The sequence below is a fragment of the Limnomicrobium aquaticum genome, from assembly GCF_040545545.1.
Taxonomy (GTDB): domain Bacteria; phylum Pseudomonadota; class Alphaproteobacteria; order Rhizobiales; family Rhizobiaceae; genus Ensifer_A; species Ensifer_A aquaticum.
This window is the reverse complement of the sequence record NZ_JBEPMB010000002.1, coordinates 63,192-89,830: the sequence shown is the minus strand read 5'-3', so window position 1 is coordinate 89,830 and position 26,639 is coordinate 63,192. Positions and strand designations below refer to the sequence as shown.

General features: G+C 60.3%; 28 protein-coding genes and 1 pseudogene. 9 read left to right on the top strand and 20 right to left on the bottom strand.

Annotation, left to right across the window (positions count from 1 at the left end; genetic code table 11):
- Window positions 1-316 precede the first annotated feature (316 nt).
- From ABID16_RS09015 to ABID16_RS09005, 3 genes are read right to left on the bottom strand one after another with little or no spacing between them, the layout of a single operon-like run.
- The gene (locus ABID16_RS09015; protein ID WP_354556019.1) at window positions 317-1,189 is read right to left on the bottom strand and encodes an SDR family oxidoreductase; all 873 of its coding nucleotides are present in this window, start codon (window positions 1,187-1,189) and stop codon (window positions 317-319) included.
- A 1-nt stretch (window position 1,190) separates the two neighbouring features.
- Entirely contained in the window at window positions 1,191-2,312 is a 1,122-nt protein-coding gene (gene queG, locus ABID16_RS09010; protein ID WP_354556018.1) for a tRNA epoxyqueuosine(34) reductase QueG, read from the bottom strand.
- A gap of 37 nt (window positions 2,313-2,349) precedes the next feature.
- Window positions 2,350-3,042: a glutathione S-transferase family protein gene (locus ABID16_RS09005; RefSeq protein ID WP_354556017.1), complete on the bottom strand. Its 693-nt coding sequence runs from the start codon at window positions 3,040-3,042 to the stop codon at window positions 2,350-2,352.
- 284 nt (window positions 3,043-3,326) lie between these two features.
- On the opposite strand from ABID16_RS09005, the gene ABID16_RS09000 reads away from it, so the two are divergent.
- Window positions 3,327-4,133 carry an undecaprenyl-diphosphate phosphatase gene (locus ABID16_RS09000; RefSeq protein ID WP_354556016.1) on the top strand — a complete coding sequence of 269 codons (807 nt, stop codon included), beginning with the start codon at window positions 3,327-3,329 and terminating at the stop codon, window positions 4,131-4,133.
- Between the two features lie 93 nt (window positions 4,134-4,226).
- Window positions 4,227-4,577 carry a hypothetical protein gene (locus ABID16_RS08995; RefSeq protein WP_354556015.1) on the top strand — a complete coding sequence of 117 codons (351 nt, stop codon included), beginning with the start codon at window positions 4,227-4,229 and terminating at the stop codon, window positions 4,575-4,577.
- A gap of 8 nt (window positions 4,578-4,585) precedes the next feature.
- Here ABID16_RS08995 and cysK read toward each other — a convergent pair whose 3' ends face one another.
- From cysK to ABID16_RS08975, 4 genes are all read right to left on the bottom strand, one after another.
- Window positions 4,586-5,548: a cysteine synthase A gene (gene cysK, locus ABID16_RS08990; RefSeq protein WP_354556014.1), complete on the bottom strand. Its 963-nt coding sequence runs from the start codon at window positions 5,546-5,548 to the stop codon at window positions 4,586-4,588.
- 187 nt (window positions 5,549-5,735) lie between these two features.
- Window positions 5,736-6,353 carry a LysE family translocator gene (locus ABID16_RS08985; RefSeq protein ID WP_354556013.1) on the bottom strand — a complete coding sequence of 206 codons (618 nt, stop codon included), beginning with the start codon at window positions 6,351-6,353 and terminating at the stop codon, window positions 5,736-5,738.
- Between the two features lie 89 nt (window positions 6,354-6,442).
- Window positions 6,443-6,943, bottom strand: coding sequence for an SRPBCC domain-containing protein (locus ABID16_RS08980; protein ID WP_354556012.1), 501 nt, complete (start codon window positions 6,941-6,943; stop codon window positions 6,443-6,445).
- Window positions 6,940-7,293 (bottom strand): ArsR/SmtB family transcription factor, encoded by a 354-nt coding sequence (locus tag ABID16_RS08975; RefSeq protein ID WP_354556011.1) that lies wholly within the window; start codon window positions 7,291-7,293, stop codon window positions 6,940-6,942. Before ABID16_RS08975 ends, ABID16_RS08980 begins: the two co-directional genes overlap by 4 nt.
- 148 nt (window positions 7,294-7,441) lie before the next feature.
- Between ABID16_RS08975 and ABID16_RS08970 the strand changes: the two genes are divergently transcribed.
- On the top strand, window positions 7,442-8,074 hold the full coding sequence (locus tag ABID16_RS08970; RefSeq protein ID WP_354556010.1) for a LysE family translocator: 633 nt from the start codon (window positions 7,442-7,444) through the stop codon (window positions 8,072-8,074).
- 23 nt (window positions 8,075-8,097) lie between these two features.
- Here ABID16_RS08970 and ABID16_RS08965 read toward each other — a convergent pair whose 3' ends face one another.
- Both ABID16_RS08965 and dut read right to left on the bottom strand, forming a co-directional pair.
- On the bottom strand, window positions 8,098-8,979 hold the full coding sequence (locus ABID16_RS08965) for a GNAT family N-acetyltransferase (protein ID WP_354556009.1): 882 nt from the start codon (window positions 8,977-8,979) through the stop codon (window positions 8,098-8,100).
- Entirely contained in the window at window positions 8,979-9,461 is a 483-nt protein-coding gene (gene dut, locus ABID16_RS08960) for a dUTP diphosphatase (RefSeq protein WP_354556008.1), read from the bottom strand. The genes ABID16_RS08965 and dut overlap by 1 nt, the downstream gene beginning before the upstream one ends.
- Before the next feature lie 125 nt (window positions 9,462-9,586).
- Between dut and ABID16_RS08955 the strand changes: the two genes are divergently transcribed.
- Window positions 9,587-11,170 carry a peptide chain release factor 3 gene (locus ABID16_RS08955; RefSeq protein ID WP_354556007.1) on the top strand — a complete coding sequence of 528 codons (1,584 nt, stop codon included), beginning with the start codon at window positions 9,587-9,589 and terminating at the stop codon, window positions 11,168-11,170.
- A gap of 63 nt (window positions 11,171-11,233) precedes the next feature.
- Here ABID16_RS08955 and ABID16_RS08950 read toward each other — a convergent pair whose 3' ends face one another.
- A complete protein-coding gene (locus ABID16_RS08950) occupies window positions 11,234-11,638 on the bottom strand; it encodes a GFA family protein (protein ID WP_354556006.1) in 405 nt (134 codons plus the stop codon).
- Between the two features lie 125 nt (window positions 11,639-11,763).
- Here ABID16_RS08950 and ABID16_RS08945 point away from each other — a divergent pair, with 125 nt between their 5' ends.
- Window positions 11,764-12,741, top strand: coding sequence for a zinc-binding dehydrogenase (locus tag ABID16_RS08945; protein ID WP_354556005.1), 978 nt, complete (start codon window positions 11,764-11,766; stop codon window positions 12,739-12,741).
- A gap of 71 nt (window positions 12,742-12,812) precedes the next feature.
- Here ABID16_RS08945 and ABID16_RS08940 read toward each other — a convergent pair whose 3' ends face one another.
- From ABID16_RS08940 to ABID16_RS08925, 4 genes and pseudogenes are all read right to left on the bottom strand, one after another.
- A complete protein-coding gene (locus ABID16_RS08940) occupies window positions 12,813-14,633 on the bottom strand; it encodes a methyl-accepting chemotaxis protein (RefSeq protein WP_354556004.1) in 1,821 nt (606 codons plus the stop codon).
- Between the two features lie 234 nt (window positions 14,634-14,867).
- Entirely contained in the window at window positions 14,868-16,091 is a 1,224-nt protein-coding gene (locus ABID16_RS08935; protein ID WP_354556003.1) for an argininosuccinate synthase, read from the bottom strand.
- A gap of 87 nt (window positions 16,092-16,178) precedes the next feature.
- Window positions 16,179-16,373, bottom strand: a pseudogene (locus ABID16_RS08930) (type II toxin-antitoxin system RelE/ParE family toxin); the annotation flags it as partial.
- Window positions 16,374-16,464: 91 nt separating this feature from the next.
- Entirely contained in the window at window positions 16,465-16,716 is a 252-nt protein-coding gene (locus ABID16_RS08925) for a type II toxin-antitoxin system ParD family antitoxin (RefSeq protein ID WP_354556002.1), read from the bottom strand.
- An 82-nt stretch (window positions 16,717-16,798) separates the two neighbouring features.
- Between ABID16_RS08925 and ABID16_RS08920 the strand changes: the two genes are divergently transcribed.
- Window positions 16,799-17,662: an SDR family NAD(P)-dependent oxidoreductase gene (locus ABID16_RS08920; RefSeq protein ID WP_354556001.1), complete on the top strand. Its 864-nt coding sequence runs from the start codon at window positions 16,799-16,801 to the stop codon at window positions 17,660-17,662.
- Between the two features lie 5 nt (window positions 17,663-17,667).
- Window positions 17,668-18,315 carry a LysE family translocator gene (locus ABID16_RS08915; RefSeq protein WP_354556000.1) on the top strand — a complete coding sequence of 216 codons (648 nt, stop codon included), beginning with the start codon at window positions 17,668-17,670 and terminating at the stop codon, window positions 18,313-18,315.
- Between the two features lie 7 nt (window positions 18,316-18,322).
- Here the strand turns inward: ABID16_RS08915 and ABID16_RS08910 are convergent, their stop codons facing one another.
- Window positions 18,323-18,820, bottom strand: coding sequence for a GNAT family N-acetyltransferase (locus ABID16_RS08910; protein ID WP_354555999.1), 498 nt, complete (start codon window positions 18,818-18,820; stop codon window positions 18,323-18,325).
- A gap of 146 nt (window positions 18,821-18,966) precedes the next feature.
- Between ABID16_RS08910 and coaBC the strand changes: the two genes are divergently transcribed.
- Window positions 18,967-20,178 carry a bifunctional phosphopantothenoylcysteine decarboxylase/phosphopantothenate--cysteine ligase CoaBC gene (gene coaBC / locus ABID16_RS08905; RefSeq protein WP_354555998.1) on the top strand — a complete coding sequence of 404 codons (1,212 nt, stop codon included), beginning with the start codon at window positions 18,967-18,969 and terminating at the stop codon, window positions 20,176-20,178.
- Here the strand turns inward: coaBC and ABID16_RS08900 are convergent.
- Window positions 20,160-20,972, bottom strand: a complete 813-nt coding sequence (locus ABID16_RS08900) for a class II glutamine amidotransferase (protein ID WP_354555997.1) — start codon at window positions 20,970-20,972, stop codon at window positions 20,160-20,162. The genes coaBC and ABID16_RS08900 overlap by 19 nt on opposite strands.
- Before the next feature lie 295 nt (window positions 20,973-21,267).
- Between ABID16_RS08900 and ABID16_RS08895 the strand changes: the two genes are divergently transcribed.
- The gene (locus ABID16_RS08895) at window positions 21,268-22,188 is read left to right on the top strand and encodes a pirin family protein (protein ID WP_354555996.1); all 921 of its coding nucleotides are present in this window, start codon (window positions 21,268-21,270) and stop codon (window positions 22,186-22,188) included.
- 104 nt (window positions 22,189-22,292) lie between these two features.
- Here the strand turns inward: ABID16_RS08895 and ABID16_RS08890 are convergent, their stop codons facing one another.
- From ABID16_RS08890 to ABID16_RS08875, 4 genes are all read right to left on the bottom strand, one after another.
- Entirely contained in the window at window positions 22,293-23,315 is a 1,023-nt protein-coding gene (locus ABID16_RS08890; protein WP_354555995.1) for an acyltransferase family protein, read from the bottom strand.
- Window positions 23,316-23,470: 155 nt separating this feature from the next.
- Window positions 23,471-24,244, bottom strand: coding sequence for an ATP-binding cassette domain-containing protein (locus ABID16_RS08885; RefSeq protein WP_354555994.1), 774 nt, complete (start codon window positions 24,242-24,244; stop codon window positions 23,471-23,473).
- Window positions 24,244-25,302: an ABC transporter permease gene (locus ABID16_RS08880; protein ID WP_354555993.1), complete on the bottom strand. Its 1,059-nt coding sequence runs from the start codon at window positions 25,300-25,302 to the stop codon at window positions 24,244-24,246. Before ABID16_RS08880 ends, ABID16_RS08885 begins: the two co-directional genes overlap by 1 nt.
- Window positions 25,303-25,578: 276 nt before the next feature.
- Complete coding sequence (locus ABID16_RS08875; protein ID WP_354555992.1) at window positions 25,579-26,604, bottom strand: sugar ABC transporter substrate-binding protein; 1,026 nt, start codon at window positions 26,602-26,604, stop codon at window positions 25,579-25,581.
- Window positions 26,605-26,639 lie beyond the last annotated feature (35 nt).

Sequence of the window (26,639 nt, the reverse complement as noted above, 5' to 3'; positions counted from 1 at the left end):
GAAAACTTTTCTCTGGAGTGAGCTTCAACGGGTCAAAAATGGCCGAAAAGTGCCACAACCGTTCACGGACTGTTACATCGTGAAATATTTTGCGCAATCGAATTGCGGCGGCAAAAGATCACGCGCAAATACCTTGTGGAAATTTTTGCTGAAAATTCAATGTTTCCTATACGTGAGGCAGACCAGACGAGACGAATCTTCCAATCCGGCCGTCATTCACGGAAAAACCCGCAATTCCTTGCTCCAAAAGCGCATTGGGAATATATTCAGAGTTAAAGAATCGATAAATTCTCGTTAAAGTAGTTCATAAACGAGATTAAGGCCGCCAATTGCCACATTTCCAGAGGTTTTCGAGCGAGGCCCGATAATCCGGATAGGCGAAATCGAAGCCGAGGGCGCGGATTTTCGCGTTCGACACGCGCTTGTTCTCGCCATAGAAGGAGCGCGCCATGGGGCTCAACTGAGCCGTTTCGAAGTCGGTTTCCGGCGGCGGCGCCACTCCCATCAGTTCGGCCGCGTAGGTCACAACGTCTTGCGGTGGGGCGGGCTCGTTGTCCGTCACATTATAGATTCCACCCAGCTTGCGCTCTGCCAGAAAGCGTGTGGCCGCGCCGATATCTTCCACACGGATGCGGTTGAACACCTGATCCTTCTTGACGATGCGCTTGGCAGTTCCCTCCGCCAGATTGACGAAGCCGTTGCGGCCCGGACCGTAAATGCCGGACAGGCGCAGGATGGCGACAGGGAGACCCATAGCTTGCGAAAAGGCCTGCCAGCCCTCCTCCGCCTCCACGCGCTCGACCGAGCGACGCGACACCGGCTTGCAGGGCGTCTGCTCATCCACCCAAGCCCCATCATGGTCGCCATAGACGCCGACGGTCGAGAGATAGCCGACCCATTCGAGCTTCGGCATGAGGGCTGAGAGCCGCTCCGCACCCAATTGCAAGAGCGGATCGCCTTCCGCACCCGGCGCGATGGACTGCACAAGATGCGTGTTTTCAGAGAGCTGGTCGGACAGTGCCACATCCGGTTCGCCACCACCGTATATATAAGAGTGGATGCCGATCGATTTCAGATGCTGCGCCTTCTCGGGCGAGCGCGTCGTTCCGGCGACGGCGCCGAAGAGTCCGCCACAGGCCTCGGCAATCGCCTTGCCCGAATAGCCGCAACCGAAAATCGTCAATGTCATCCTATTGTCCCAGCGATTCCAATTCGCCCAGCACTATAAGGTCGGTTTCGTCCTTGGGAAGGGCGTCGCGGGCTGCCTCCCCGCCTTCCAGCCGGCTGATTGCCCAGAGCGCTGTGGCGCGAACCACCGGGTCTGCATCCGTCAGCAAATTACGACAAAGGGCGGCAAGCCGCGCAGCGCCGGAATTACCGGCGGCAATCAGGCAATTGCGGATAAAGCGATTGCGCCCAATGCGCTTGATTGGGGAGCCGGTGAACAGGCTGCGGAAGGCCGCGTCATCCAACGTCAGCAGAAAATCGAGTTTGGGCGCCTCCAGATCAGCGCGTGCCTGCAGCTTCATCTCATTTGCCGACCGAGCAAATTTATTCCACGGGCAGGCGGCGAGGCAGTCGTCGCAGCCGTAGATGCGGTTTCCCATCGCCGCACGGAATTCGGCATCGATCATGCCCTTGTGCTCAATGGTGAGGTAGGAAATGCAGCGCCGCGCGTCGATCCGGCCCGGTGCCGGAAAGGCGCCCGTTGGGCAGGCATCGAGGCAGGCGCAGCAGGAGCCGCAATGGTCGCGCTCCGGTTCGTCGGGCACGATCTCTGCCGTCGTGAAGATCGAGCCAAGGAAAAACCAGGAGCCGAGCTCGCGGCTCACCAGATTGGTGTGCTTGCCCTGCCAGCCGAGGCCGGCCTGCATGGCAAGCGGCTTTTCCATCACCGGGGCGGTATCGACGAAGACTTTCACGTCAGCGCCAGAGCGGCTGGCGATCTTGCCTGCAAGTTCCTTCAGCTTGCCCTTTATAATGTCATGATAGTCGCGATTGCGGGCATAGACAGAAATGTTGCCGCGATCCGGCATGCAGGTCGTCGCCAGCGGGTCGCCATCCGGCCCGTAATTCATTGCCAGAACGATGATGCTTTTTGCCTCCGGCCACAGCACTTTCGGGTCGGCGCGGCGTTCAGCCGTCTCGACCATCCAGTCCATGCTGCCGTGATAGCCGGCGCCGACAAAGCCGGCGAGGTCCGTTGCCAGCCGTTCCGGCGCATCGGCCGCGGCGAAGCGCGCATCAGAAAAGCCGAGACGGATCGCCTCGGCCCTGATGAATGCTTTGAGCTTGTCATTTGCGTCGGCCATGACCGGACTTTACCGGTTCGAGGCCGGTCCCGCGAGATCAGAAATCGAGATCGGCATAGTGCGAGACGGGGGTGACGCCGCGTACGCGCTCGGTCAGCAACGGGCGGAAGGAGGGGCGAGACTTGATGCGCTGATACCAGTCGCGCGCCTGCGGCGCTTCGGCCCATGTGATTTCGCCGAGATAATCGAGTTCGGAGAGAGCGGCAGCGGCAGCAAGGTCCGCATAGCTCAGCCGGCTGCCGGCGAGATAGCTGCGGGAGCCGGCGAGCCACGAGATGTATTTGAGATGCTGGCGGATATTGCCGCGCGCCATGCGCAGGATTTTCGAGTCCGGCGCGCCACCGCCGAGTGTCGGCGGCATCTGCAGCTTGAAGATACGCTCGCGCACCAGCGGCTTCGTGACATCGGCTTCCATCTTGACCAGGAACCATTCGACCAGCCGGCGGATTTCGGCGCGCTGGAACGGATCTTCGGCCAGCAGCCGCTTGTCGCGCTTGAGGATGCCGGAGGTCTCGTCGAGAAACTCGGCGATGACCGTGGGGCCGCATAAGACCCGCATGTTGTCATCCACCATGACCGGCAGGGTCCCTGCCGGATTGAGCTTGATGAAATCCTTGCGCATCTCCCAGGGCTGTTCTTCCGTCAGTTCGACGGGCAGACCATATTCCCCGAGGACCAGGCGGATGAACCGCGAGGCGGACGACATGGTGTGATGATAAAGTACTGGCATTGATCCCGTTTCGGTCCGGTTCGGCGCTCCTGGGGTGGCTCGCCCGCATTCGTTTACAAAATCCTAGCGTCCAGGGTTTAAGAAAAGCTATAGCTTTTGCCAATTCCGCGATTCGCCCGTCCTTTAGCATCTTCAAATCGCACAAAGAGGTCATTTCATGACAGTCCGCCCTGAATGATCCGGCCGGCCGCGTCCTTGTGCCCCTTTCCCCGCCCTGGACCTGCCTCTCCCGATCATCAATCAGGCGGCTGTCTTTCTGCAAACATGGTCCCACGGAGACATCGATGGACTATATCAATGCAATTCTTCTCGGCATTATCGAAGGGATCACCGAGTTTCTGCCGATCTCATCGACCGGCCACCTTCTGATCGCCGAACAGTGGCTGGGCGCGCGCTCCGACACGTTCAACGTTGTCATCCAGGCTGGCGCCATTCTGGCCGTCACTTTCATCTACTGGCAGCGCATCCTGTCGCTCGTTCTCGGGATCAACGATCCAAAGAACCGGGACTATCTGCTGAAGCTGATCGCCGCCTTCCTCATCACCGCGGTTCTCGGTCTCGTTGTCACCAAGCTCGGATTCAAGCTGCCGACCTCGGTCACGCCGATCGCCTGGGCGCTCATCATCGGCGGTATCTGGATGATCGTGGCCGAGCAGATCGCCGCCCGTCGTCCGGAAAGCACCAAGGTCACCTGGCTCGTCGCCATCATCGTCGGCCTCGCGCAGATCGTTGCCGGCATCTTCCCCGGCACCTCGCGGTCGGGCGCCACCATCTTTGCCGCCATGCTCTTCGGCACCGGCAACCGCGCGGCGGCAACGGAGTTCGCCTTCCTCGTCGGGATCCCGACCATGTATGCGGCCAGCGGCTATGAACTGCTGAAGACGCTGAAGGCCGCGAAGCTCGAAAATGCACCGCCGGAAAACTGGACGCTGCTCGGCATCGCCTTCGTTGTCTCGATGGTCGTGGCCTTCGTTTCGGTCAAGTGGCTGCTCGGCTATATCCGCTCGAACCGTTTCACGGCCTTTGCGATCTACCGCATCGTTCTCGGCGTCGCCCTCTTCGGCATGCTCGGGCTCGGCTGGGTTGCCTGAGATCAAGGACCGCTGTCCTTAAACTGAATAAGAAGCTCCCGGCGCTGCCGGGAGCTTCGACGAGATAACAGCGCGACAGGATTGGAGACGGCGATGCGCCCTCGGATCATCATGCTGACAGGCGTTACCCACGCCAACCGCCATCAGGTGACGGCGGACATCAACGATGCGGTCGTCTCATCCGGCGGCTGGGTCACCGACCACACCTTCTTTTCCAACATCGCGACGAATTTCCGTATGGTGCTGGCCCCACAGGGGCTGGCGCGGTTCCGCAATTTCGTCGTCGCAGCCAACGTCCACCTCGATGATGAGAGTGAAACGACGCTCGCCGATCTGATCGCGAAAGAAAAAGGCCTGCCCGAAGAACTCCCGGCAAGCCTCAATGTCACGTTCATTCACAACGAGCCCGATTTGCGGCGCGAAGTGCCGGCGGTTCCGGGCTGATTTCGAGCTTACGCAAGACCGTCGAAGAGAGCGGTCGACAGATAGCGTTCGGCAAAGGACGGGATGATCACGACGATCGTCTTGCCGGCATTCTCTTCACGTGCGCCGACCTTGATGGCTGCGCTTAGTGCAGCACCCGACGAAATGCCGACCGGCACGCCTTCCAGACGCGCGACGAGACGGGCGGTCTCGAAGGCTTCGTCGTTGGTGACCGTGACAACTTCATCATAAACGGTCGTATCGAGGATCTTCGGGGCAAAGCCGGCGCCGATCCCTTGAATCTTGTGCGGACCGGGCGCGCCGCCAGAGAGAACCGGGCTATCGGCCGGCTCGACTGCGATGACCTTCACCGACGGCTTCTTCGCCTTGAGCACCTGGCCCGTGCCGGTGATCGTGCCGCCGGTGCCGATGCCGGAGACGAAGATGTCGACGCCGCCATCGGTATCGTTCCAGATTTCTTCCGCCGTCGTCTTGCGGTGTATTTCCGGGTTGGCCGGGTTTTCGAATTGCTGCGGGATGATCGCGTCGGGCAGTGTTGCGGCCAATTCCTCGGCCTTGGCGATCGCACCCTTCATGCCTTTGGGGCCTTCCGTCAGCACCAGTTCGGCGCCCAGCAGCGCCAGCATCTTGCGGCGCTCGATGGACATGGTTTCCGGCATGGTGAGGATCAGCTTGTAACCCTTGGCGGCGGCGGCGAAGGCAAGCGCGATGCCGGTATTGCCCGAAGTCGGTTCGACCAGCGTGGTCTTGCCGGGCGTGATCTTGCCCTGCGCTTCGAGGCTCTCGATCATGGCGACACCGATACGGTCCTTGACGGAGGCGATCGGGTTGAAGAATTCCAGTTTGGCAAGAAGGTTCGCCTTCATGCCCTTTTCCTTCGCCAGCTTGTCAAGGCGAACAATCGGCGTATCGCCAATCGTCTCGATGATGGAATTGTAGACGCGACCGCGCCCCGGCTTCTTGTCAGCCATGATGTTTCTCCCTGATTGAACCTCTTGGACGACAAGATAGGCGCAAAGGCCGTATCTCGCCAGAACCGATTGATCCGGCGTGGGAGAGCCAAGAGAAAATTCTGCTAATTCGGGCCTGTTTTGGAGTAAATCTCACAAAGCCGTCCGAACGATGCACCAGAAAAATTGCTTAAAAACAATATGATAATCAGGCAGCACGGGCAGCGATATAGACGGCAGTCCCCGCCAGAATGCCGCCGGCCGTACGGTTGAGCAGCTTGAGCGCAGACGGCTCCTTCAGAAACTCACGCGCCTTGGCCGCCAGCAGGATATAGGGAACGAGTACGATGAGGAGCACGGCCGCCGTCACAACGACCAGCGCGGCATAATCCTCCCTCCCGATCTCAGCGAGCGGGATCAGCGTAGGCACCAGCGCCACATAGAACAGCATCGTCTTAGGATTGCCGGCCGTGACCAGCAGGCCGGAGAGAAACGAAGACCAGAGGCTCCCTGCCCGCTTCGCCTCGATCTTCTGCCCAAGCAGCCCGGCCGTCCAGAGCTTCCAGGCGATGTAGCCCAGATAAAGCGCGCCGGCGAATTTGAGCACCATGAAGGCGGTCGTGAAGGTCTGCGCCACATAGGCGAGCCCGAGGACAACGGCGGTGAGATAGGCGACATCGCCGAGGATGAGGCCGAGCCCCATGAAAAAGGTGGGTCGGAAGCCGGAACCCAGTGCCCGCGCCACAATCGCTGTGATACCCGGTCCCGGAATAACGGCAGCAACGAACAGCGCGAAAGCATAGGTGAGAAGATTGGCGGCGGTCATGATGTGTCTCCCGCACACTTCATGCCTCACGGGCGCCGCCAAGACAATCCGGAACTTGTCACGGCGACAGGTTCCGGATGAGACAGTTCTTAATGGCAGTCGTCTATCTGGCTCGCGACCGGCTTGCCGTCGAGCAGCATTGCCAGCATGTCGTATTGCGCCTTCGTGCCGTGCAGCCGGCTGTCGGTCATGTTTCCGAGATCTGTATCGGTGAAGTAGGCCGTCGTCTCGGCAAAGCTGACCAAGGTGCCCTGTTCGTCTGACTTGAACGCGACGTCTGCCAGCGAGGTCGAAAAGAGGGCGCCATCGATGAAAAGATCGTAGCTATAGACGATGCGGGCGCCCTCTTCGACCCGATGATAACGCGCTTCGAACCGTGTGACGGTCCCGCTCGCCCAGCGAAGATCAAGAATCTCGCTGCCGCCGGTGCGGCAATCGACCTTGCGTTCCTGCACCCGAGCATCCACGGAACCGGTAAACCATTGAGCCTTCTTGTTCTCCTGGGAGAACGCGGCAAAGACCTTTTCCAAAGGGTGCTTGAACGACCTGTCGAAGGCAATCGCGCTCATGCGCTCGGATATCCTGGTCATGTGTCTCTCTCCTCTATGCTTTTAGGTGCTTCGGCGTCCAGAATGGCTTCCAGATTGTCGAACTGGCCCTGCCAGAACCGCTCACGGTCGGTCAGCCAGTTTTTCAGCACCGCCATTCCCGCAGTGTCGATGATGCAGCGACGGGTGCGCCCCTGTTTGAAGGTTCGGACCGCACCTGCTTTTTCGAGCACCTGAATGTGCTGGACGATGGCGGCCAGCGACATGTCGAAAGGCGCCGCAATCTCGCTCACCGAAAGCGGTGTCAGCGAGAGCTTCTCGACAATCGCAAGCCGCGTCGGATCGGAAAGCGCCGTCATCAGCCCGGCGAGTTTTGGATGAAAGTTAAGCATGCACTTAAGTTTTCACACCTCCGGCAAATAGTCAAGCGATGACTTAACTAATTTGTCGGATGCCGGAATCTTGTACCCGTGGCAATTCCTTGCTTGCGGCAAAATGAAGGTCTTCTACGGTCCGCAACATCAAGCACCGGAGCCACACATGCCGTCAGTCGCAACCCTTGCCGCCTTTGCCCTCGTTGCGCTGGGTATGGTTCTCACGCCCGGACCCAACATGCTCTATCTCATTTCGCGATCACTGAGCCAGGGACCGAGAGCCGGACTGATTTCACTCTGTGGGGTCGCATGCGGCTTCATCTTCTATGTGGTCGCCGCCGCCTTCGGAATCACGGCAATCCTCCTTACGGTCCCGCTTGCCTACGATGCCTTGCGTCTGGTCGGCGCGGCCTATCTGGCGTGGCTCGCCTGGAGTGCTTTGAAACCAGGCGCGCGGCCGATCTTCGAAACGCGCGACCTGCCCATCGATGGCCCGCGCCGCCTTTTCCTGATGGGACTTCTGACCAATCTCCTGAACCCGAAAGTCGCGGTTCTGTATCTCTCGCTGTTGCCGCAATTCATCGACCCTTCGAAGGGGCATGTACTGGCGCAATCGGTCATACTTGGACTGGAACAGATCACCATCAGTGTTTCTGTCAACTCGATGATCGCCGTTTCCGCCGGCTCAGTGGCCCTTTTCCTGAAAGAGCGCCCCTTCTGGGCTCAGGTCCAGCGCTGGATGATGGGAACGGTTCTCGCCGGCCTTGCGGCGCGCATGGCGCTCGAAAGCCAGCGTTGATTGCTGCCATTTGGCGTGTTCTGTTAAAACTCAGCCATGGGTGACAGCATCGGGCCCTTCGACAATTTGTTTTTCAGGTTCTCGGTCAGCATCAGCTCGCAACCGTGTCGGTAGTGCACCTTGGCCGCTTCCCAATCGAGCTGATCTGTTGGCAGATGCGCTTCAATACGATCGCCTGACCAGCCCAGGGCCGCACACATTTCCGCCATCGTTGGAATTTGCTGAGCCACGATATCCAGCAGAACGAGGGTTCCGTCGTCTCGGCGTTTCCATGCAACGATCGCATCGAGCTCCGGCACATGGCTGAGGACTGTTTGCCGGTCCAGGCATGCATTCAGAAGAAACATTTCTTTCTGGCGGATAACCGCAAAGTCCTTGGAGACCGGTTTACGGCGGTCGAGACTTTGGATAATGCGCTGAAGATCTTCCGACTTGAGGATATCGAGCGTCCGCCCGCCGAACTTCTTGTCCGTCACCGGCGGCGGCGAGCCCACACTGATGAACTGATCAACAATTTGAAATCCGTAAGGCTCGTAAAGCGCGGGCTTGTCCGTCAGCAGAATTCCGGCCTCGTGCTCCGTTTGTGCAGCCCATGCTAATGCAGATTTCATCAGCCCTCTGTAGAGACCACGCCCCCGATACTCCGGCCTGACCGCACCTGATTGATATCCAGCAGCTTTGACCTCTCTCCCGCCAATCATCATGGGCATGGTGAAGACAGAGAAGTTTGCGACACAGCGTCCGGTTTTGTCAAAATAGCCAAACGGCATGCTCGATGGATCAGGCCCGCCGAAACCGTTCTGGACAGAAATATCGATGCCAAAAGTGTCTCGGAGCAGGTCTGCCAATGCGGCCAGAGCTGCAGCATCGGAGAAGTAGCCTTGCCGGAAGGTGAGCCCTTCCATCACACGCCCGTCGAGCCAAACCCGCCGCTACCGCGTTCCGTTTCGGAGGCTTGCCTGACCTCGACCACCCGCACCTGTGTCACCGGCGCAATCACCATCTGCGCAATCCGCATGCCGCGTTCGATCAAGAATTCCTCTTCGCCGAGATTGATGAGCAGGACCTTCACCTCGCCGCGATAATCGCTGTCGATGGTGCCCGGCGTGTTGAGGCAGGTGATGCCATGTTTTAGCGCGAGGCCCGAACGGGGGCGGATCTGCGCCTCGTAGCCTTGCGGGATTTCCATGACGAGGCCGGTCGGCACCAGCGCGCGCTTGCCGGGCATCAGCATCAGCGGACGATCTTCCGGCACGGCGGCGCGCAAGTCCATGCCGGCGGCACCCTCGGTTTCATAAGCCGGCAGATCGAGACCGTCGGCATGGGGAAGGCGGACAAGGCCCAGGATGGGCTCAAGCGTCCGGGTGGCATGAGGATGCATGTTCATCGGCCGCGCTCCGCCTGCTGTTTGAGGATAGGTGATCAGTGTCTAGCGCTCACATGTGACGGGTCAATTGAACTTTGCCGCCGAAGCCGGTAGAAGGCGGCCAATTCACAGGATTCAGACATTCGATGACCGAGACACTGGCCGAGGCGGTTTCCCGCCGCCGCACCTTCGCAATCATTGCCCACCCGGACGCCGGCAAGACCACGCTGACGGAAAAGCTGCTCCTGTTCGGCGGCGCGATCCAGCTCGCCGGTGAAGTCAAGGCGAAGAAGGACCGCATCCAGACGCGTTCCGACTGGATGAAGATCGAGCGCGAGCGCGGCATCTCGGTCGTGACCTCGGTGATGACCTTCGAATATGAAGGCAATGTCTTCAACATCCTGGACACGCCCGGCCACGAGGACTTTGCGGACGACACCTATCGCACGCTCACCGCCGTGGACGCCGCCGTCATGGTCATCGACGCCGCCAAGGGTATCGAGCCGCGCACGCTCAAGCTCTTCGAAGTCTGCCGCATGCGCGACATCCCGATCATCACCTTCATCAACAAGATGGACCGCGAAAGCCGCGACCCTTTTGAAATCCTGGATGAAGTGGAAGAAAAGCTGGCGCTGGACACCGCGCCCGTGACCTGGCCGGTCGGCCGGTCCAAGACCTTCTGCGGTTCGTTCGACCTTGCCAACTCGACATTCCGCGGCAATGACACGCAGATCGAGCCCCTGTCGGTCAACGGCCCGCAAGCCATTGCAGATCGCCTGCCGGAAAACGAGCGCGCTGCCTTTATCGACGAGCTGGAACTGGCCCGCGAGGCCTGCCGCCCGTTCGATCGCGCAAGCTTCCTTGAAGGGCACATGACGCCGGTTTTCTTCGGCTCGGCATTGCGCAATTACGGTGTGCGCGACCTCATCAACGCGCTCGGCGCCTATGCGCCGCCGCCGCGCGATCAGGTGGCCGATACGCGCACCGTTCATGCAGCAGAAGACAAGATGACGGCCTTTGTCTTCAAGATCCAGGCCAACATGGACCCCAACCATCGCGACCGCATCGCCTTTGCCCGCATCTGCTCCGGCAAGCTGGAGCGTGGCATGAAGGCACGGCTCGCTCGCACCGGCAAGCAGATGGGGCTGACCGCGCCGCAATTCTTCTTCGCCTCGCAGCGCCAGCTTGCCGACACCGCCTACGCCGGCGACGTGGTGGGCATTCCAAACCACGGAACCTTGCGCATCGGTGATACGCTGACGGAAGGCGAGGCGCTGGTGTTCCAGGGCGTGCCGAATTTCTCGCCGGAGATTCTCCGCCGCGTGCGTCTTGAAGACGCGATGAAGGCGAAGAAGCTGAAGGAAGCGCTTCAGCAGATGGCCGAAGAGGGTGTCGTGCAGCTCTTTTCGCCGGAAGACGGTTCGCCGGCCATTGTCGGCGTGGTCGGCGCGCTGCAGCTCGACGTTTTGAAAGAACGGCTGCAGCAGGAATACGGTCTGCCGGTTTCCTTCGAAATGTCGCGCTTCTCCGTCTGCCGCTGGATTTCGGCCGACAATCCGCTGGACCTCGACAAGTTCATCACCACGAAGCGCGGCGATATCTGCCGCGATCTCGATGGCGATCCGGTTTTCCTCGCGCAGGACAGTTTCTCGCTGCGCTACGAGGCCGAGCGTGCGCCGGCGATCAAGATGGTGGCGATCAAGGAATATCACGTCCAGAAGGCGGCGTGATATCGAGTTTGTCAGGGAAAAGTGGAAGCCGGTTTTCCCGAAAGACAAACGAAAACAAAGAATCTAGTCTCCGTCACGGCCAGGCAGGCCGGTGACGGAATCCAGCCAGCCGATGGCAGAGCGACACCAGATCTGGTGGTTCGGCGTCAGTGTGTTGCGCTGATTGATCGAGCCCCAGCGGATGCCGATGGTCTCTGCATCCTTTCCCTCACCTGTCGTATAGATCGGCGAGCCGCAATCGCCGCAGAAGAACTGAAACCGCCGTGCGCCGTTATCGGCGCGCTTTTCGTAGCGTTTGGGTGGTTTTCCGGTTGGCTGGAACTGGCGGGCAGCCGTCGAGACGGTGACGCGGAAAGCGGTCCCGGTCAGCCGCTGGCAATCCATGCAGTGGCAAATACCGATGGCGTCCGGGTCGATTTCCGCTTTGTAAGTCATTGATCCGCAATGGCATTGTCCATCGATCTGCATGAGTTTTCTCCGCTGCCTTCGGTCTTGCAGGAACTCTCCTGCTTCCTGCGTTCTTACAATTGACAGCATAAACCCCTAATTAGGCTTTTGTTGCAGACTAGATTGAAGAGCAGAGGGAGAAGCATATGCGCGTGATCGAATACAAGGCTTTCGGGGATCCGGCCGAGGTTCTGGTTTCCGGCGAACGTCCCGTGCCCCAGCCGGGCCCTGGTGAAATTCGCGTCCGCATGACACTGTCGCCCATCCACAATCATGATCTTTGGACCATTCGCGGCAGCTATGGCGTCAAGCCGCCGCTGCCTGCCATTGGCGGCACGGAAGCGGTAGGCGTCGTCGATGCGCTGGGCGCCGGCGTCGCCAATCTCTCCGTTGGGCAACGTGTCATGGCCGCAGGGCTGACCGACACCTGGGCCGAATACTTCCTCATGAACGCGCAGCGCGCTATTCCGCTGCCGGATTCGGTTCCGGACGAACTCGGCTGCCAACTTGTTGCCATGCCGATCAGCGCACTCATGGCGCTGGACGATCTCGGCGTGAAGCCCGGCGAGTGGCTGATCCAGAATGCCGCGACCGGCGCCGTCGGCAAGACCATCGCGATGATCTGCCAGGCGCGCGGCATCAATGTCATCAATGTCGTCCGGCGCGATGCAGGCGTCGGCGAACTGGAAGCGCTCGGGATTTCCAACAACGTCTCCACGCAGGATCCGGGCTGGATGGACAAGGTCAAGATGTTCCCCGGCTCCGATCCGATCCTCTATGCCATCGACAGCGTCGGAGCCAAGGAAAGCGGCCAGCTGATGAGCCTGCTGGGTGAAGGTGCGACGCTCATGTCCTTCGGCACGATGAGCGGCGGAAACATGGAAATTTCTTCCGGCGATCTCATCTTCAAACAGGCCAAGGTGGTCGGTTTCTGGGGCGCCAAGCGCTCCGGCAAGACTGCCCCGGTCGATTTCGTCCGCATGATCGGCGAGTTGATCACGCTCGCTTCGAACGGCCAGCTGAACCTGCCGGTCGAAGATATCTATGGTCTGGAAGACGGCGCCAAGGCCGCCGCCGCCAGCATGGAGCCGGGCCGCAAGGGCAAGGTTCTGATCCGCGGCTGAGCCCCGATATCCATGAAATGAAGACGGGGCGGAAAGCCCGCCCCGTTTCTGTTTGTCCGCAAGCGCTTTGATCAGCCGGCCTTGCGGTAGCCCTGCGCCGAAGCCTGACCTCCCGAGACGCGGAAGCGCTCGATCAGCTCCAGCAGCGTGCCGGTGTCATTGGCCAGCATTTCAGCGGATGCCGTCGTTTCCTCCGCCATGGCCGCATTCTTCTGCGTGGCAAGATCCAGTTCGTTCATCGAAGAGGAAATGGAGCGAAGCGTCGTATCCTGCTCGTTGGCGCGATGCGCGATCTGGATGACGATTTCGTTGGCGCTTTCGACCTGCGCGGAGATGCGCTTCAGGGCTTCCCCCGCCTCGCCGACGAGCTGAACGCCATCGCCGACCTGCGCCGAGGACTTGTTGATCTGCTCCTTGATCTGCTTGGCGGCGGCGGCTGAGCGCTGGGCGAGTTCGCGCACTTCCTGGGCAACCACGGCAAAGCCCTTGCCGCTTTCGCCGGCGCGCGCCGCCTCAACGCCGGCATTCAGCGCCAGAAGGTTGGTCTGGAACGCGATTTCGTCGATCACGCCGATGATGTTGCCGATTTCCTGCGACGACTGTTCAATCCCGCTCATGGCACCGATCGCCTTTTCGACGACCCGGTCGTTCTTTTCGGCTTCAGAACGAACCTCGCCGACGCGGCTCGCGGCCTCTCGCGCGCCCTCCGCCGTCTGGCGAACAGCCACGGTGAGCTCGTCGAGCGCTGCCGAGGTTTCCTCAAGGCTTGCCGCCTGCCGCTCGGTGCGTTGCGCCAGCTCGTTGGAGGCGCGGCGGATTTCTTCCTTGCTGACGCCGATATCGGTGCCGCGCTCCTTAACCAGCGTCATCGTCCGCTCGAGCTGGTCGATGGCATTGTTGAAGTTGTCGCGCAGTTCCGCATAGCGGATTCCTAGGTCGTTGCAACGCACGGTCAGATCACCATGGGCCAGCTGCTCCAGCGCCTGGCCGATGGTGCGGACAACACGGGCCTGCGTTTCGGCCTCTGCCGCCTGCATGTCGGCATTCTGCTGACGCTCGGCGTCGATCTGACGCTTATGCTCGGTTTCGCGCGCCGCCATAGCGCGGCGTTCGCGGACCTTGTCCTGCAGTTCGGCAGTCGCCTTGGCCATCATCCCGACTTCGTTCGACATGTCGCGATGCGGAACCGGTGTATCGATATCGCCCTCCGCGACACGGTGGAGCGTTTCACGGATAGCGTCGAGCGGACGGGTAATGCCGCGGATCAGCACGTAGGCCGCGATCAGCGCCAGTACGAAGATTGCTGCCGAAACTGCAACGATCTCGATGATCTGCTGGCGGATCTGGCTTTTCAGGTCATCGACATAGAGGCCGGTGGCGATCACGACCTTCCAGGGCTCGAACACCTTGGCGTAGACCGACTTCGGATAGCTGTAGTCGTTGGGATCCTTGCCCGGCTTCGGGCCGATGAAGGTGACGTAGCCGCCACCCTCCCTGCCCACTTTCACGATCTCATCGCGATAGGCGAGGCCGTTCTGGTCAGCCTTGCCCTTGAAATTCTGTCCGACAATCTTCGGATTGATGTGGAAGAGCAGATTGACGTCGTAGTCGTAGCCGAAGAAGTAGCCATCCGGCTCGTAACGCATCTTCGTCAAAAGTGCGAAGGCGCGCTTCATCGCCTCTTCGGCCGGAAACTCGCCCGCCTTGGAGCGCTCGTCGAAATCCTTCATGACCGAAAGCGCAGTTTCGATTTCGGTCCGCAGGGTCTGGTTACGTTCATTGTAGATCGTGGCCGTTGCCGATCTCACCTCGAAATAGGTTGCCCCGGCGAAGGCGGCGATGAGACCACCGACAAGGATGAACAGCTGCACCGATATCTTGAGGTTCTTCATGCCAAAAGCCCAATCCTGACGTCGCGATACAGTTATTAAAAAATGCCGCGGTGGCCGCGGGCGACGCTTTAATTCATTAGTAACTAATATTTAAATATCGAAATGTTCTTAAAGAAATCTTATGCGCATCCCTGAGTTCTATCGGGTGCCTCCCAAACAAAAAGCGGCCCGCCCCGGAGGCGAACCGCTTTCAGATCGTCTGTAAACTTGGCGGACCAGATTCGTGGCCGGGTCTCAGCCCCTCTGGTTGCGCTTGGCGAGCGTGCGCAGGCGCAGCGCATTGAGCTTGATGAAGCCGGCAGCGTCCTTCTGATCATAGGCGCCCTGGTCGTCTTCGAAGGTGACGAGCTTGTCGGAATAGAGCGACTTGGCCGACTCGCGGCCGGTCACCATGACATTGCCCTTGTAAAGCTTCAGCGTGACTTCGCCTTCGACATGTTCCTGGCTCTTGTCGATGAGAGCCTGCAGCATTTCGCGTTCCGGCGAGAACCAGAAGCCGTAGTAGATCAGCTCGGCGTAGCGCGGCATGATCTCGTCCTTGAGATGCGCCGCACCCCGGTCGAGCGTGATGCTCTCCATCGCACGGTGGGCGGCAAGCAGGATCGTGCCGCCGGGCGTTTCGTAAACGCCGCGCGACTTCATGCCGACAAAGCGGTTTTCGACGAGGTCGAGACGGCCGATGCCGTTGTCGCGACCATAGTCGTTCAGCGCGGCGAGCAGCGTTGCCGGGCTCATCTCGACGCCGTTGATGGAGCACGCATCGCCCTTGCGGAAACCGACCTTGATGACGGTCGCCTTGTCGGGAGCCGCTTCCGGCGAGATCGTGCGCATGTGCACGTATTCCGGGGCTTCCTGCGCCGGGTCTTCCAGGACCTTGCCTTCGGAAGACGAGTGCAGAAGGTTGGCGTCGACGGAGAAGGGCGCTTCGCCCTTCTTGTCCTTGGCAACCGGGATCTGGTGCTGTTCGGCAAAGTTCAGGAGGTCCGTGCGGCTCTTGAACGACCAGTCGCGCCAGGGCGCGATGATCTTGATGTCGGGGTTGAGCGCATAGGCCGAAAGCTCGAAGCGAACCTGGTCATTGCCCTTGCCGGTCGCGCCGTGGGCGATCGCGTCAGCACCGGTCTTCTTCGCGATCTCGATGAGATGCTTGGAGATCAGCGGGCGGGCAATCGAGGTGCCGAGCAGATAGACACCTTCATAAACGGCATTGGCGCGGAACATCGGGAACACGAAATCGCGCACGAATTCCTCGCGCACGTCTTCGATGAAGATTTCCTTGATGCCGAGCATCTCGGCCTTCTTGCGCGCCGGCGTGAGCTCCTCGCCCTGGCCGAGATCGGCAGTGAAGGTCACGACTTCCGCGCCGAGTTCGGTCTGAAGCCATTTCAGGATGATGGAGGTGTCGAGGCCGCCGGAATAGGCGAGAACGACCTTTTTCACGTCTTTGGGAAGCGCCATGATAAAACCCGTGGAAATGTGAGAAATTCAGTTGCGGGTCTTTTAGACGGATTGGGCAAAACTGCAAGTGGGCGTGGGGCCTGCGCGTCAGCGCAAATGGCGTCGCGGGTCCATTCTCTGATGCAGAATTCGGATAATGAGGATTGCGTCCTGCGTCTTGCGAAAGAAGACGTTATGGAATCCGCAACGCAGGACGAAATAGCCCTTTCGGATGCTTTTGGCCTGGCTTGCGGTGTGAAGCGGCTGTGTGAGGCTTGTGAGCGCAAGCCGCAACTCCGCAACATATTCTTCGGCCTACCGCCAGCCCCATTGGGAGTCGGTGTAGTCGAAGATAGCGTCGATATCGGCCTGCGCTTTGGGCGAGAGCCGAACTTCAGGCGATTTTGGCACGCTCCGCCCTCTTCCGCTCCAGGAAAGCATCGAAGTCGAAAGGTTCAGGCTCGCCCGACTCCTCGCCCTCGATCAGCGCCTGCCGAAGGGCATCGAGTTCGGCCTCTTCGTCCTCCAGACGGCTGAGAGCCGCCTTTACCACCTCGTCGGTCGGGCCGAAGCGGCCGGTAGCGATCTGGCGTTCGATGAAGGCGTCTTCTTTTGCATCGAGACGGATGGAAACGGATTTGCTCATGGTCTATTCCTGTCGAGCCGATGGCCGATCATATCGCAGGCTGTCCCCGCATTCAATCAAACCGCCACGAGACAGGTTGCTCATGTCAAACCTCCACCCCGTCTTCAAAACCGGAAACACCGCCGTCATCACGGGTGCGGCCTCCGGCATAGGCCTTGCCGCAGCAAAGTCGTTTGCCGGACTTGGCCTCAATATTGTGCTCGCCGATCTTTCCGGCGAGCGGCTGGATCAGGGGGCGGCAGAAGTTGCCTCCGCATCGCCGCGCGGCACGGATGCGGTTCTGGCGGTGGCAAGCGATGTCAGCCGCATTGAAGATGTCGAGGCGCTGGCCAAGGCTGCCGAGACGCGTTTCGGCCCGATCCATGTGGCCATGAACAATGCCGGCATCCAGCCAGGCTCCTCGCTCTTTGGGCCTTTCGAAAACTGGCAGCGCGCGCTCGACATCAATCTCGGCGGCGTCATTCATGGGTCGCGCGTCTTTGGCAAGGCGTTGCTTTCCCATGGCGAGCCGGCCATCATCATCAATACAGGGTCGAAGCAGGGCATCACCACCCCGCCCGGCGACCCCGCCTACAATGTCGCCAAGGCTGGCGTGAAGGCGCTGACGGAGGCGCTGGAACATGAGCTTCGCAACACCGAGGGCGGCAAGGTCAGTGCCCATCTCCTGATCCCCGGCTTCGTTTTCACCGCGCTCACGGCCAACGGCCGCACGGAAAAGCCGGCCGGCGCCTGGACGCCCGAGCAGACCGTCGAGTTCATGATGGAAAGCCTGGCGCGCGGCGATTTCTATATTCTTTGCCCGGACAACGAAGTCAGCCGCAGGCTCGATGAGAAGCGCATCGAATGGGCAGCCCACGACATCATCGACAACCGTCCGCCGCTGTCGCGCTGGCACAAGGACCATGCGCCTGCCTTTGCCGCCTTCCTCAAGTCGAACGGACTTTGACACCGATGACCTTCATCCCCGATTTCGCCACGCTTGCCACCTTTGCGCTCGCATCGTTGCTGTTGACCATCACCCCTGGGCCGGACATGACCCTTCAGATCAGCCGCGCCCTGCGCGAGGGGCCGCTCGCCGCGTTCGCCGTGCTGGCCGGCACCAATGTCGGCATCTGCGTGCACACGCTGCTGGTTGCCTTCGGCGTGTCCGCGTTGATCGTGGCCTCACCGATCGCCTTTCTCGTCCTAAAGCTGAGCGGCGCTTGCTATCTGCTGTGGCTCGCCGTTCAGGCGATCTTCAAGGGGTCGACCTTCAAGCTCGATCAGGCCGGCGCGCCGCAGGTGCGCGGCTCGCTTTGGCATGCGGCGCTCAACGGCTTCTGGGTCAATATCCTGAATCCGAAGGTGATCATCTTCTTCTTCACCTTCCTGCCGCAGTTCGTGAAGGCGTCAGATCCGCATGTGACCGGAAAGCTGATTTTCCTCGGCTTATTCTTCATCGTTCTGGCTCTGCCTTTCGCCGTCGCGATTATTCTCGGTGCGCACAGGCTCGCCGGTTGGCTGCAAGCCAACAAGCGCGTGCTGCGCGCCATCGATTACACGTTCGGCGGCGTCTTCTCAGCCTTCGCAGTCAAGATCCTGATGACGCAGGCGCGCTAGGCGCGCCCTAAAGGCGGCGGCACATGAGGAATTCATCAACCTCGCGGCCATCGAAGATCGTAGCTGCAGGAATCCGGCCGATCTCGACAAAGCCTTCGCGCTCGTAAAGGCGGATCGCGGCGGCGTTTTCGGCTCTCACATGCAGCTCCAGTTGGCGAACGCCGTCTTGCGATGCCTGTTCGACAACTGTATCGAGCAGCCTCTTGGCGAGGCCCGTGCCCCGCACGTCCTTGCGCAGATAGACCATGATCACCAGCGCCCGGTGATTCACCTTGACGCCCCGCTCCCGCAGGAGTCCGACGACCCCGACCGGCTCTTCGCCGCGAAAGGCCAGGAAAACTGGGATTTCCAGTCGATGGCGCCATCCCTCTTCGGTAAGGTTGATCTCTTCTTCATAAGCGCTGCCGAAGTTTTCCCCTTCCGTTTTCAGAGCCTCCAGGCGAATCTGCTTGAACGCCATCCAATCGGAAGCCGCTGCGCGCTTGATGATGATGCCGCCTGTCATGGGATGACCTTTCCGCCTGCAATGTCTGCGAGATGTTAGCGGGAAAGACCCACTTCGCAACCGTGGCGCTTCTCACACCGGCCAATCCCTTTTCATTTGCGGGATAGCGCGATAGTTTGCCCCCCGCAAGCGTCGGGGAGCGGCCCATGATTTTGAAGAACAAGCGGATTTTGCTGATCGTTTCGGGCGGCATCGCGGCCTACAAGAGCCTCGACCTGATCCGCCGCTTCCGCGAGCAGGGTGCCAGTGTGCGGCCGATCATGACGGCGGGGGCGCAGGAATTCGTGACGCCGCTCGCTGTCGGTGCCCTCTCGGCCTCTCATGTCTACACCGAGCTCTTCTCGCGCGAGGACGAGCAGGATGTCGGCCACATAAGACTGGCGCGCGATTGCGACCTGATTGTCATCGCCCCCGCGACCGCCGACCTGATGGCGAAGATGGCGAACGGGCTGGCGGACGATCTTGCCTCAACCGTGCTGCTCGCGACCGACAAGCCGGTTTTGGTCGCCCCCGCGATGAACCCTAAAATGTGGTCGGCGAAGGCGACGCAGCGTAATGTCGCGACCCTGAAGGCCGATGGCATCCATTTCATCGGTCCGGAGCGCGGCGAAATGGCCGAAAGCGGCGAGGCCGGGCTTGGCCGCATGAGCGAGCCGACGCAGATCCTGCAGGCCGCGACGCTGCTGCTCGACGGCAATCCCAAGCCGCTGCTCGGCCGCAAGGCGATCGTCACCTCCGGCCCGACGCATGAGCCGATCGACCCCGTGCGCTACATTGCCAATCGGTCTTCCGGCAAGCAGGGCCACGCCATTGCCGCAGCGCTGGCCGCACTCGGCGCGGAGGTGACGCTGGTTTCCGGCCCTGTGACCATTCCCGATCCGCTCGGCGTTCGCACCATTCATGTCGAGCGCGCCGAGGAGATGCGCGATGCGGTTCTGGCAGCACTCCCCGCCGATATCGCCGTCATGGTCGCCGCTGTTGCCGACTGGCGCGTTGCCTCATCGGCCGGCGAGAAGATCAAGAAGCAGCCGGGCGAAGCGCCCGCCCCGCTGCATCTCGTCGAAAACCCGGATATCCTGAAGACCGTCGGCCATCACGCCATGCGGCCGAAGCTCGTCTGCGGCTTTGCGGCCGAAACGCAAAGCGTGATCGAAAACGCCCGCAAGAAGCTGGAAACCAAGGGCGCGGACATGATCGTCGCCAATGACGTCAGCGCCGAGACGGGCATCATGGGCGGCGAGCGCAATTCCGTGCGCGTGATCAGCCGCGACGGCGTCGATGTCTGGCCGGATATGCCGAAGGGCGACGTCGCCGAGAAGCTGGCTGAAAAGATCGCGACTTACTTCGCGACCAGCTGAAGCTCCGGCACCCGGCGCTCGATTGCCCAGCCGCCGAAAGGCTGAACGGCAATCTCGTGACCTTCAATGAGTACGACACTGCCGTCCGGGATTGCTACCCAAGCGTCGCGGTCGTCGTTGAGAGGTTCGGAGACGAGGCAATGCCCGCGCCCGAGCGGGGCAGAATAGAGCGTCGGGGCCTTGCGGTCAGACGCGTAGCGCACGGCATAGAGGCGCGCGCCATCGGAAAAAGCTGCGGTGAACCGGATGACGGTCTCGAAGCCAAGCCGGTCGGCCTCAGTCTCGACGTGCTTCAGCATGGTCTCGATGGCGGCGACCGGGTCACGGTCCAGGCCGAAATGCAGCGCCAGCAGGAAGAGCAGTTCGGAATCGGTCGTGCCAACGCGCGCGGAATATAGCCGGTCGCACAAGAGCGCTTCCAGCGGGCGGCGCAGGCGCTCGAAGCCCGAGACCTGGCCGTTATGCATGAAGGACCATCGGCCATGGACGAAGGGATGGCAATTGTCGCGCCGTGTGCCGCCGCCGGTGGCCGCCCGCACATGGGCGAGAAACAGGCCGGAGCGGATCTGCCGGGCAAGCGACTTGAGATTGCAGTCGGACCAGGCGGGCAGGATATCGCGGAAGAGGCCGGGCTCGGGACGGTCGCCATACCAGGCGATGCCGAAGCCGTCGCCATTGGTCGAGGTCTTCGCCTCGGTCGCGTGATGCGATTGCTCGATCAGCGAATGGGTCTGGGAGGAAACGATATGCTCAAGATAGATCGGTTCGCCACTATAGGCAGCCCAACGACACATGAAAAACGTCCACAAAATCAAGGCGCCGGACCTTGTGACCGACGGAAGCACTTATGATCCCGAAACATGGGTAAAATTGTGTTAACAATACAGTCACAAATGGTTTCCGAGCGAAACACTAGATGTGAGCCAAACGGAATTTTGTGAACACTGCGTTCCCGGCCTGCCCTTTTGCCAAAGGCTCTGCCTCGCCATATTCTGCACGAACAGAGTTGCTCGTTCAATTTTCTCGAACGACCTCGAAATTGGAGAGCCAAGGCGCGCTAAGCCTTCGGCCAGGGAAAGGATCAGATGAATGTCCATACGTCCCGTGAAACATGAAAGCGTTGCCGTTCCCGCCCGCGAAGGAGCTGGTGTTCACCTCCATCGCGTCTTCGGCTTCGGCGATCCGTCGCTGACCGACCCGTTCTTGATGATGGATGACTTCCGCAACGATGACCCGGCGAAGTATCTCAAGGGCTTCCCGTGGCATCCGCATCGCGGCATCGAGACAATCACCTATGTTCTGGCCGGCTCCGTCGAACATGGCGACAGCCTCGGCAATCACGGCACGCTCGGCGCCGGCGATGTCCAGTGGATGACGGCCGGTTCCGGCATCATGCACCAGGAAATGCCGCGCGGCGATTTTGCCGGCAAGATGCACGGCTTCCAGCTCTGGGCCAACCTGCCCTCTTCCATGAAGATGACGAGCCCGCGCTATCAGGACGTGAAATCGGCCGATATCCCCGTTGTCGTTGACGACGACGGGACGGCCGCGCGCATCATCACCGGCGAGTTCTGGGGCAAAAAGGGTCCTGTCGACGGCATCGCCGCCGAGCCCGTCTATCTCGACATTTCCGTACCGCCGGGCAAGCGCAAGACCTTCAAGGTCGACACCTATCGGAAAGCCTTCGCCTACATCTTCGCCGGCTCGGGCACGTTCCGCGATGCCTCGACGCCGATTGGCGTGAAGGTGGAGAAGGAGTTCAACGGCGAGGAGCTGAACATTCGCGACATGAGCGGCAACCGCACGCTTGTCGTCTTCGACACTGGCGATGAAGTCACCGTTCAGGCGGGCGATCAGGGCATCCGCTTCCTGCTGGTCTCCGGCAAGCCGATCGAGGAGCCCGTTGCCTGGCATGGGCCGATCGTGATGAACAGCCGAGAGGAGTTGATGAAGGCGTTTGAGGAGCTGCAGACAGGGCAGTTCATCAAGGAAGGTGCTGTGTTTGGGTAAGCATGGCGCTCCGGCCTTCTGCTGATGCTTAGGCACCCGGTTGTTCATGTGACATAGCTTCGCGGGCCGGATAAAGGCTGCTGCTTGATAGAAGCGGCACATCGTCAGACCGGGGCCTCGCGTCCCGGCCTTCTCTTGAAGCGCGCCTTGAGGCTGAGAAAAGGCTTCTCAACAAACTCGTGGCTCAACGCTGCTATCCCGAATGATGCTAGGGTCAGAAGGATTGCCTGGGACCGGGGCAGGAACTGGGACGAGAGCACCAGAACCGGAAAATGCCAAAGATACCAGGCGTAGGAGACTTTTCCGACATAGACGAGCGGCTTTAGCGAGAGCAGAGCCCGGAGCATCCGGTTCTTAGGGATCGCATAAATCATCCACGCTGCCGACAGGGCGCTCAAGGCCCAGCCGAAGACGGGCGCGAAGAACGTTCTTTGTTCGGCTAAAGCCAGGAGCCCGGTGAGCAGCGCGAGTGGGATCAGAACAAAACAGGATGCGAGTTCCCGCATTCGCATGGCGTTCGGGAAAAAGACGAGAAGGCTTCCGATAAGCAGGCCGTCTGAATGTGTGTCGAAGCCGTTGTAGACCCTTTCCACGTCCGCTCCACGGATCGTCAGATACACGCGCAGGGCTGTCACGAGACAAATCAGTCCGCCGATCCAGGCGACGGGTTTACGCTTGAATGTCCAAAGGAGAAACGCCGGCCAGATCAGGTAAAACTGTTCCTCCATGGCTAACGACCACGTATGACCGAGATATCCTTGTTCAAATAGGTTGAAAGCTCGGTTGATGTTCATCAGATAGGCTGCCGAGATCACGACGGAACCCAGAAATCTGTAAAGCTCGCGTCCGGATTTGGTGATCAGCAGGAAAGCCGTCATGACGATCAGCATGACCGCAAATGCCGGCAGGAGGCGCAGCATTCGCTTGATATAGAACGACTTTATGTCGATTCCGGAGGTCGTCTTGATTTCGTCCAGCAGGATCGTCGTGATCAGAAAGCCGCTGAGAACAAAGAACACATCAACGCCTGCCCACCCGCCCGGCAGGCTATTCGGGAAAAGGTGGGAAACAACGACGGAGATGATAGCGATTGCACGGACGCCATCGTAGCCAGGCACATATTTCACGCCGGCATCACCTGAAACAGAAAACGATATTATCGTTCAAATGATAATCGGCGGGACGGGGCCGTCAATGGCAACTGGCCAAAAAAGCTGGACCCTTCAGTTTGAAACCCCGCCCGGCGCGAACCGGACGGAGTCTTCTCGATATTTGACGCTTATTACGCCGCTTCCTTCGGGGCCATGGCTCCCGTCATCAAAGCCACGGCATCCGACATTGTGTATTCCTTCGGATTGATCACCGTGAGCCGTTTGCCCAGCCGATGGATGTGGATGCGGTCGGCGACTTCGAACACATGCGGCATGTTGTGCGAGATGAGCACGATCGGCAGGCCGCGCGAGCGGACGTCCAGGATGAGCTCGAGAACGCGGCGCGATTCCTTCACACCCAGAGCGGCCGTCGGTTCGTCCATGATGACGACCTTGGAGCCGAAGGCTGCGGCGCGGGCCACGGCAACGCCCTGACGCTGGCCGCCCGAGAGCGTTTCCACCGCCTGGTTGATGTTCTGGATGGTCATCAAGCCAAGCTCGGAGAGCTTTTCGCGGGCCACGCGCTGCATTTCCTTGTGGTCGAGCAGTCGGAAAATGTCGCCGAGCGGTCCCTTGCGGCGGATTTCGCGGCCGAGGAACATGTTGTCGGCAATCGACAGGGCCGGCGAGAGCGCGAGGTTCTGATACACCGTTTCGATACCGGCCTCGCGGGCCTGCATCGGCGAGGTGAACTGCACCTTCTGTCCATCGAGATGGATTTCGCCCTCGTCCGGGTTCACGGCGCCCGAGAGCGCCTTGATGAGCGAGGACTTGCCGGCACCGTTATCGCCGATGACGGCGAGGATTTCGCCTGGATAAAGGTCGAAATCGGCCTGATCCAGAGCGGTCACGCGACCATAGCGCTTGACGAGACCGCGGGCCTTGAGAATGGGTTCCTGAGACATTAGCCAGCTACCTTTCTGATCCACTGGTCAACGGCAACAGCCGTGATGATGAGAACACCGGTCAGGAAGACCTTCCACTGCGGGTCTGCACCCATCATGTTCAGACCCATCGAGACGACGCCGACGATCATGGCGCCGATGAGCGTGCCGAGGATGGAGCCGCGTCCGCCGAAGAGCGAGATGCCGCCGATCACGGCTGCGGTGATGGATTGCAGATTATATTCGGTGACTGCGGACGAGGGCGAGATCGAGCCGTTGCGGCCGATCGACACCCAGGCGGCGAGTGCTGCGATGATGCCGGCCAGCATGTAGGTCGACATCAGGACGCGTTTGGTCCGGATACCGGACAGTTCAGCCGCATCCTTGTCGTCGCCGACCGCATAAAGGTGGCGGCCCCAGGCGGTGTGGTTCAGCGCGATCCAGAGGACAAGCACGAGAACCACCATCATGACGACGCCGAAGGTGAATACCGCGCCGCCGAGCGAGAAGCTCTTGCCGAAGAAGTGCAGGAACTCCGCATTGGCCGTGATATCGGCGTCGCGGATCGTGGCGTTATTCGAATAGATGAAGTTCGTCGCCATGACGATGTACCAGGTGCCGAGCGTCACGATGAAAGGCGGCAATCGCATATAGGCGACCAGGAAGCCGTTCAGCAGACCTGCAACAGCCCCGACCGCAAAGCCCGCACCAATCGCAATCGGCGTCGGCAATCCGTAGACCACGGCGCAATTGCCCATGATCACCGTCGAGATCACCATGACCACGCCGATCGACAGATCGATGCCGGCGACCAGAACGACGAGCGTCTGCCCCGCACCGAGAATGCCGACAATGGCGATCTGCTGGAGGATGAGCGTCATCGTGTAGGTGGAGAAGAAGCGTTCGCCCTTCAGCACACCGAAGATGACGATGGCAGCCACCAGAACGATGGCCGGAACCGCAGCCGGCGTCGAATGCAGGAAATGCTGCAGGCGCTGGATGGGTGTATGCTGTTTGAAGCTCGCGACATTCTTGTCGCTCTGCTCGATGACTTTTTCGAATTCCTGCATCGCTGCCATGGCGAATTATCCTCCCCTTCTTTTTTGTCCGGAGCTGTCTTCGCTTGTTATGGGAATGCGCACCTTGCCTGGCAGGACGAAGTGCGCGTCCTCTTCTCATCAGCAATTCCGGGAAGGTCAGCGTGACACACTTCTTGCGGAATTGCTTGATCTGTTTTTACCGCAACTCCGAAACCAAGGCCGCCGAAGCGCTGGTTACGGGATCGCTTTATAGAAAAGGGCGGCCGGAACCGCCCTTTCCCTCATTCCTATGCGCTTGCCGTCAAAGGCCGGGCATCAGCCCCAGCACTTCGCCAGACCATCCTTGACGCTGATCGAAGGAACGTCCTTCGCAGCCTTGTCGGTGACGAGGTTCACGCCGGTGTCGAAAAAGTTCTTACCGTCGGTTGCCTTCGGCTTGGTGCCGTCCTTGGCAAACGCTGCAATGGCTTCGATGCCCTTGGAGGCCATCAGGAGCGGGTACTGCTGCGAGGTCGCGCCGATCTGGCCGTCCTGGACAGCCTTGACGCCCGGGCAACCGCCGTCAACCGACACGATCAGAACGTCCTTTTCCTTACCGACAGCCTTGAGGGCCTGGTAGGCGCCAACAGCAGCCGGCTCGTTGATCGTGTGGATCACGTTGATGTCCGGATCCTTCTGGAGAAGGTTTTCCATGGCCGTGCGGCCGCCTTCTTCGTTACCATTGGTGACGTCGTGGCCGACGATGCGCTTGTCGTCTTCGTCGCCGATCTTGTTCGGGTCCTTCGGGTCGATGCCGAAGCCGATCATGAAGCCCTGGTCGCGCAGAACGTCAACAGAGGGCTGCGACGGCGTCAGGTCTAGGAAGCCGACCTTGGCGGTCTTGACCTTGTCGCCGAGCGTTGCCTTGGCCCACTGACCAATCAGCTTGCCAGCCTGCAGGTTGTCGGTCGCGAAGGTCATGTCGGCAGCGTCAAGCGGCTCAAGAGGCGTGTCGAGAGCGATGACCAGAAGGCCGGCGTCGCGTGCCTTCTTGACCGAAGGAACGATGGCCTTGGTGTCGGAAGCGGTGATCAGGATACCCTTGGCGCCGTCGGCGATGCAGGATTCGATGGCTGCAACCTGGCTTTCGCTGTCGCCGTCGATCTTGCCGGCATAGGTCTTGAGATTGACGCCGAGTTCCTTGGCCTTGGCCGTCGCGCCTTCCTTCATCTTGACGAAGAAGGGGTTCGTGTCGGTCTTGGTGATAAGGCAGGCGGACGTACCGGCGGCCATGGCCGGAGCGCTGAAGGCAACGCCGAGCGCAAGCGCACCGACGGCAGCAGAAATGTTGAGCTTTTTCATATTGTTCCTCCCGAGAACAAAGTTGCCTTGCGGCA

Bases quoted from the DNA above. Each gene is read 5' to 3' on its own strand.
- ABID16_RS09015 (WP_354556019.1), bottom strand. From the start codon at position 1,189: ATGACATTGACGATTTTCGGTTGCGGCTATTCGGGCAAGGCGATTGCC.
- cysK (WP_354556014.1), bottom strand. From the start codon at position 5,548: ATGGCTGACAAGAAGCCGGGGCGCGGTCGCGTCTACAATTCCATCATC.
- ABID16_RS08935 (WP_354556003.1), bottom strand. From the start codon at position 16,091: ATGGCGCTTCCCAAAGACGTGAAAAAGGTCGTTCTCGCCTATTCCGGC.
- ABID16_RS08880 (WP_354555993.1), bottom strand. From the start codon at position 25,302: ATGGCAGCGATGCAGGAATTCGAAAAAGTCATCGAGCAGAGCGACAAG.
- ABID16_RS08980 (WP_354556012.1), bottom strand. From the start codon at position 6,943: ATGACCAGGATATCCGAGCGCATGAGCGCGATTGCCTTCGACAGGTCG.
- ABID16_RS08975 (WP_354556011.1), bottom strand. From the start codon at position 7,293: ATGCTTAACTTTCATCCAAAACTCGCCGGGCTGATGACGGCGCTTTCC.
- ABID16_RS08920 (WP_354556001.1), top strand. From the start codon at position 16,799: ATGTCAAACCTCCACCCCGTCTTCAAAACCGGAAACACCGCCGTCATC.
- queG (WP_354556018.1), bottom strand. From the start codon at position 2,312: ATGGCCGACGCAAATGACAAGCTCAAAGCATTCATCAGGGCCGAGGCG.
- ABID16_RS08925 (WP_354556002.1), bottom strand. From the start codon at position 16,716: ATGAGCAAATCCGTTTCCATCCGTCTCGATGCAAAAGAAGACGCCTTC.
- ABID16_RS08915 (WP_354556000.1), top strand. From the start codon at position 17,668: ATGACCTTCATCCCCGATTTCGCCACGCTTGCCACCTTTGCGCTCGCA.
- ABID16_RS08995 (WP_354556015.1), top strand. From the start codon at position 4,227: ATGCGCCCTCGGATCATCATGCTGACAGGCGTTACCCACGCCAACCGC.
- ABID16_RS08895 (WP_354555996.1), top strand. From the start codon at position 21,268: ATGTCCATACGTCCCGTGAAACATGAAAGCGTTGCCGTTCCCGCCCGC.
- ABID16_RS08970 (WP_354556010.1), top strand. From the start codon at position 7,442: ATGCCGTCAGTCGCAACCCTTGCCGCCTTTGCCCTCGTTGCGCTGGGT.
- ABID16_RS08950 (WP_354556006.1), bottom strand. From the start codon at position 11,638: ATGCAGATCGATGGACAATGCCATTGCGGATCAATGACTTACAAAGCG.
- ABID16_RS09005 (WP_354556017.1), bottom strand. From the start codon at position 3,042: ATGCCAGTACTTTATCATCACACCATGTCGTCCGCCTCGCGGTTCATC.
- ABID16_RS08985 (WP_354556013.1), bottom strand. From the start codon at position 6,353: ATGACCGCCGCCAATCTTCTCACCTATGCTTTCGCGCTGTTCGTTGCT.
- ABID16_RS08875 (WP_354555992.1), bottom strand. From the start codon at position 26,604: ATGAAAAAGCTCAACATTTCTGCTGCCGTCGGTGCGCTTGCGCTCGGC.
- ABID16_RS08885 (WP_354555994.1), bottom strand. From the start codon at position 24,244: ATGTCTCAGGAACCCATTCTCAAGGCCCGCGGTCTCGTCAAGCGCTAT.
- ABID16_RS09000 (WP_354556016.1), top strand. From the start codon at position 3,327: ATGGACTATATCAATGCAATTCTTCTCGGCATTATCGAAGGGATCACC.
- ABID16_RS08955 (WP_354556007.1), top strand. From the start codon at position 9,587: ATGACCGAGACACTGGCCGAGGCGGTTTCCCGCCGCCGCACCTTCGCA.
- dut (WP_354556008.1), bottom strand. From the start codon at position 9,461: ATGAACATGCATCCTCATGCCACCCGGACGCTTGAGCCCATCCTGGGC.
- ABID16_RS08940 (WP_354556004.1), bottom strand. From the start codon at position 14,633: ATGAAGAACCTCAAGATATCGGTGCAGCTGTTCATCCTTGTCGGTGGT.
- coaBC (WP_354555998.1), top strand. From the start codon at position 18,967: ATGATTTTGAAGAACAAGCGGATTTTGCTGATCGTTTCGGGCGGCATC.
- ABID16_RS08965 (WP_354556009.1), bottom strand. From the start codon at position 8,979: ATGGAAGGGCTCACCTTCCGGCAAGGCTACTTCTCCGATGCTGCAGCT.
- ABID16_RS08945 (WP_354556005.1), top strand. From the start codon at position 11,764: ATGCGCGTGATCGAATACAAGGCTTTCGGGGATCCGGCCGAGGTTCTG.
- ABID16_RS08900 (WP_354555997.1), bottom strand. From the start codon at position 20,972: ATGTGTCGTTGGGCTGCCTATAGTGGCGAACCGATCTATCTTGAGCAT.
- ABID16_RS08910 (WP_354555999.1), bottom strand. From the start codon at position 18,820: ATGACAGGCGGCATCATCATCAAGCGCGCAGCGGCTTCCGATTGGATG.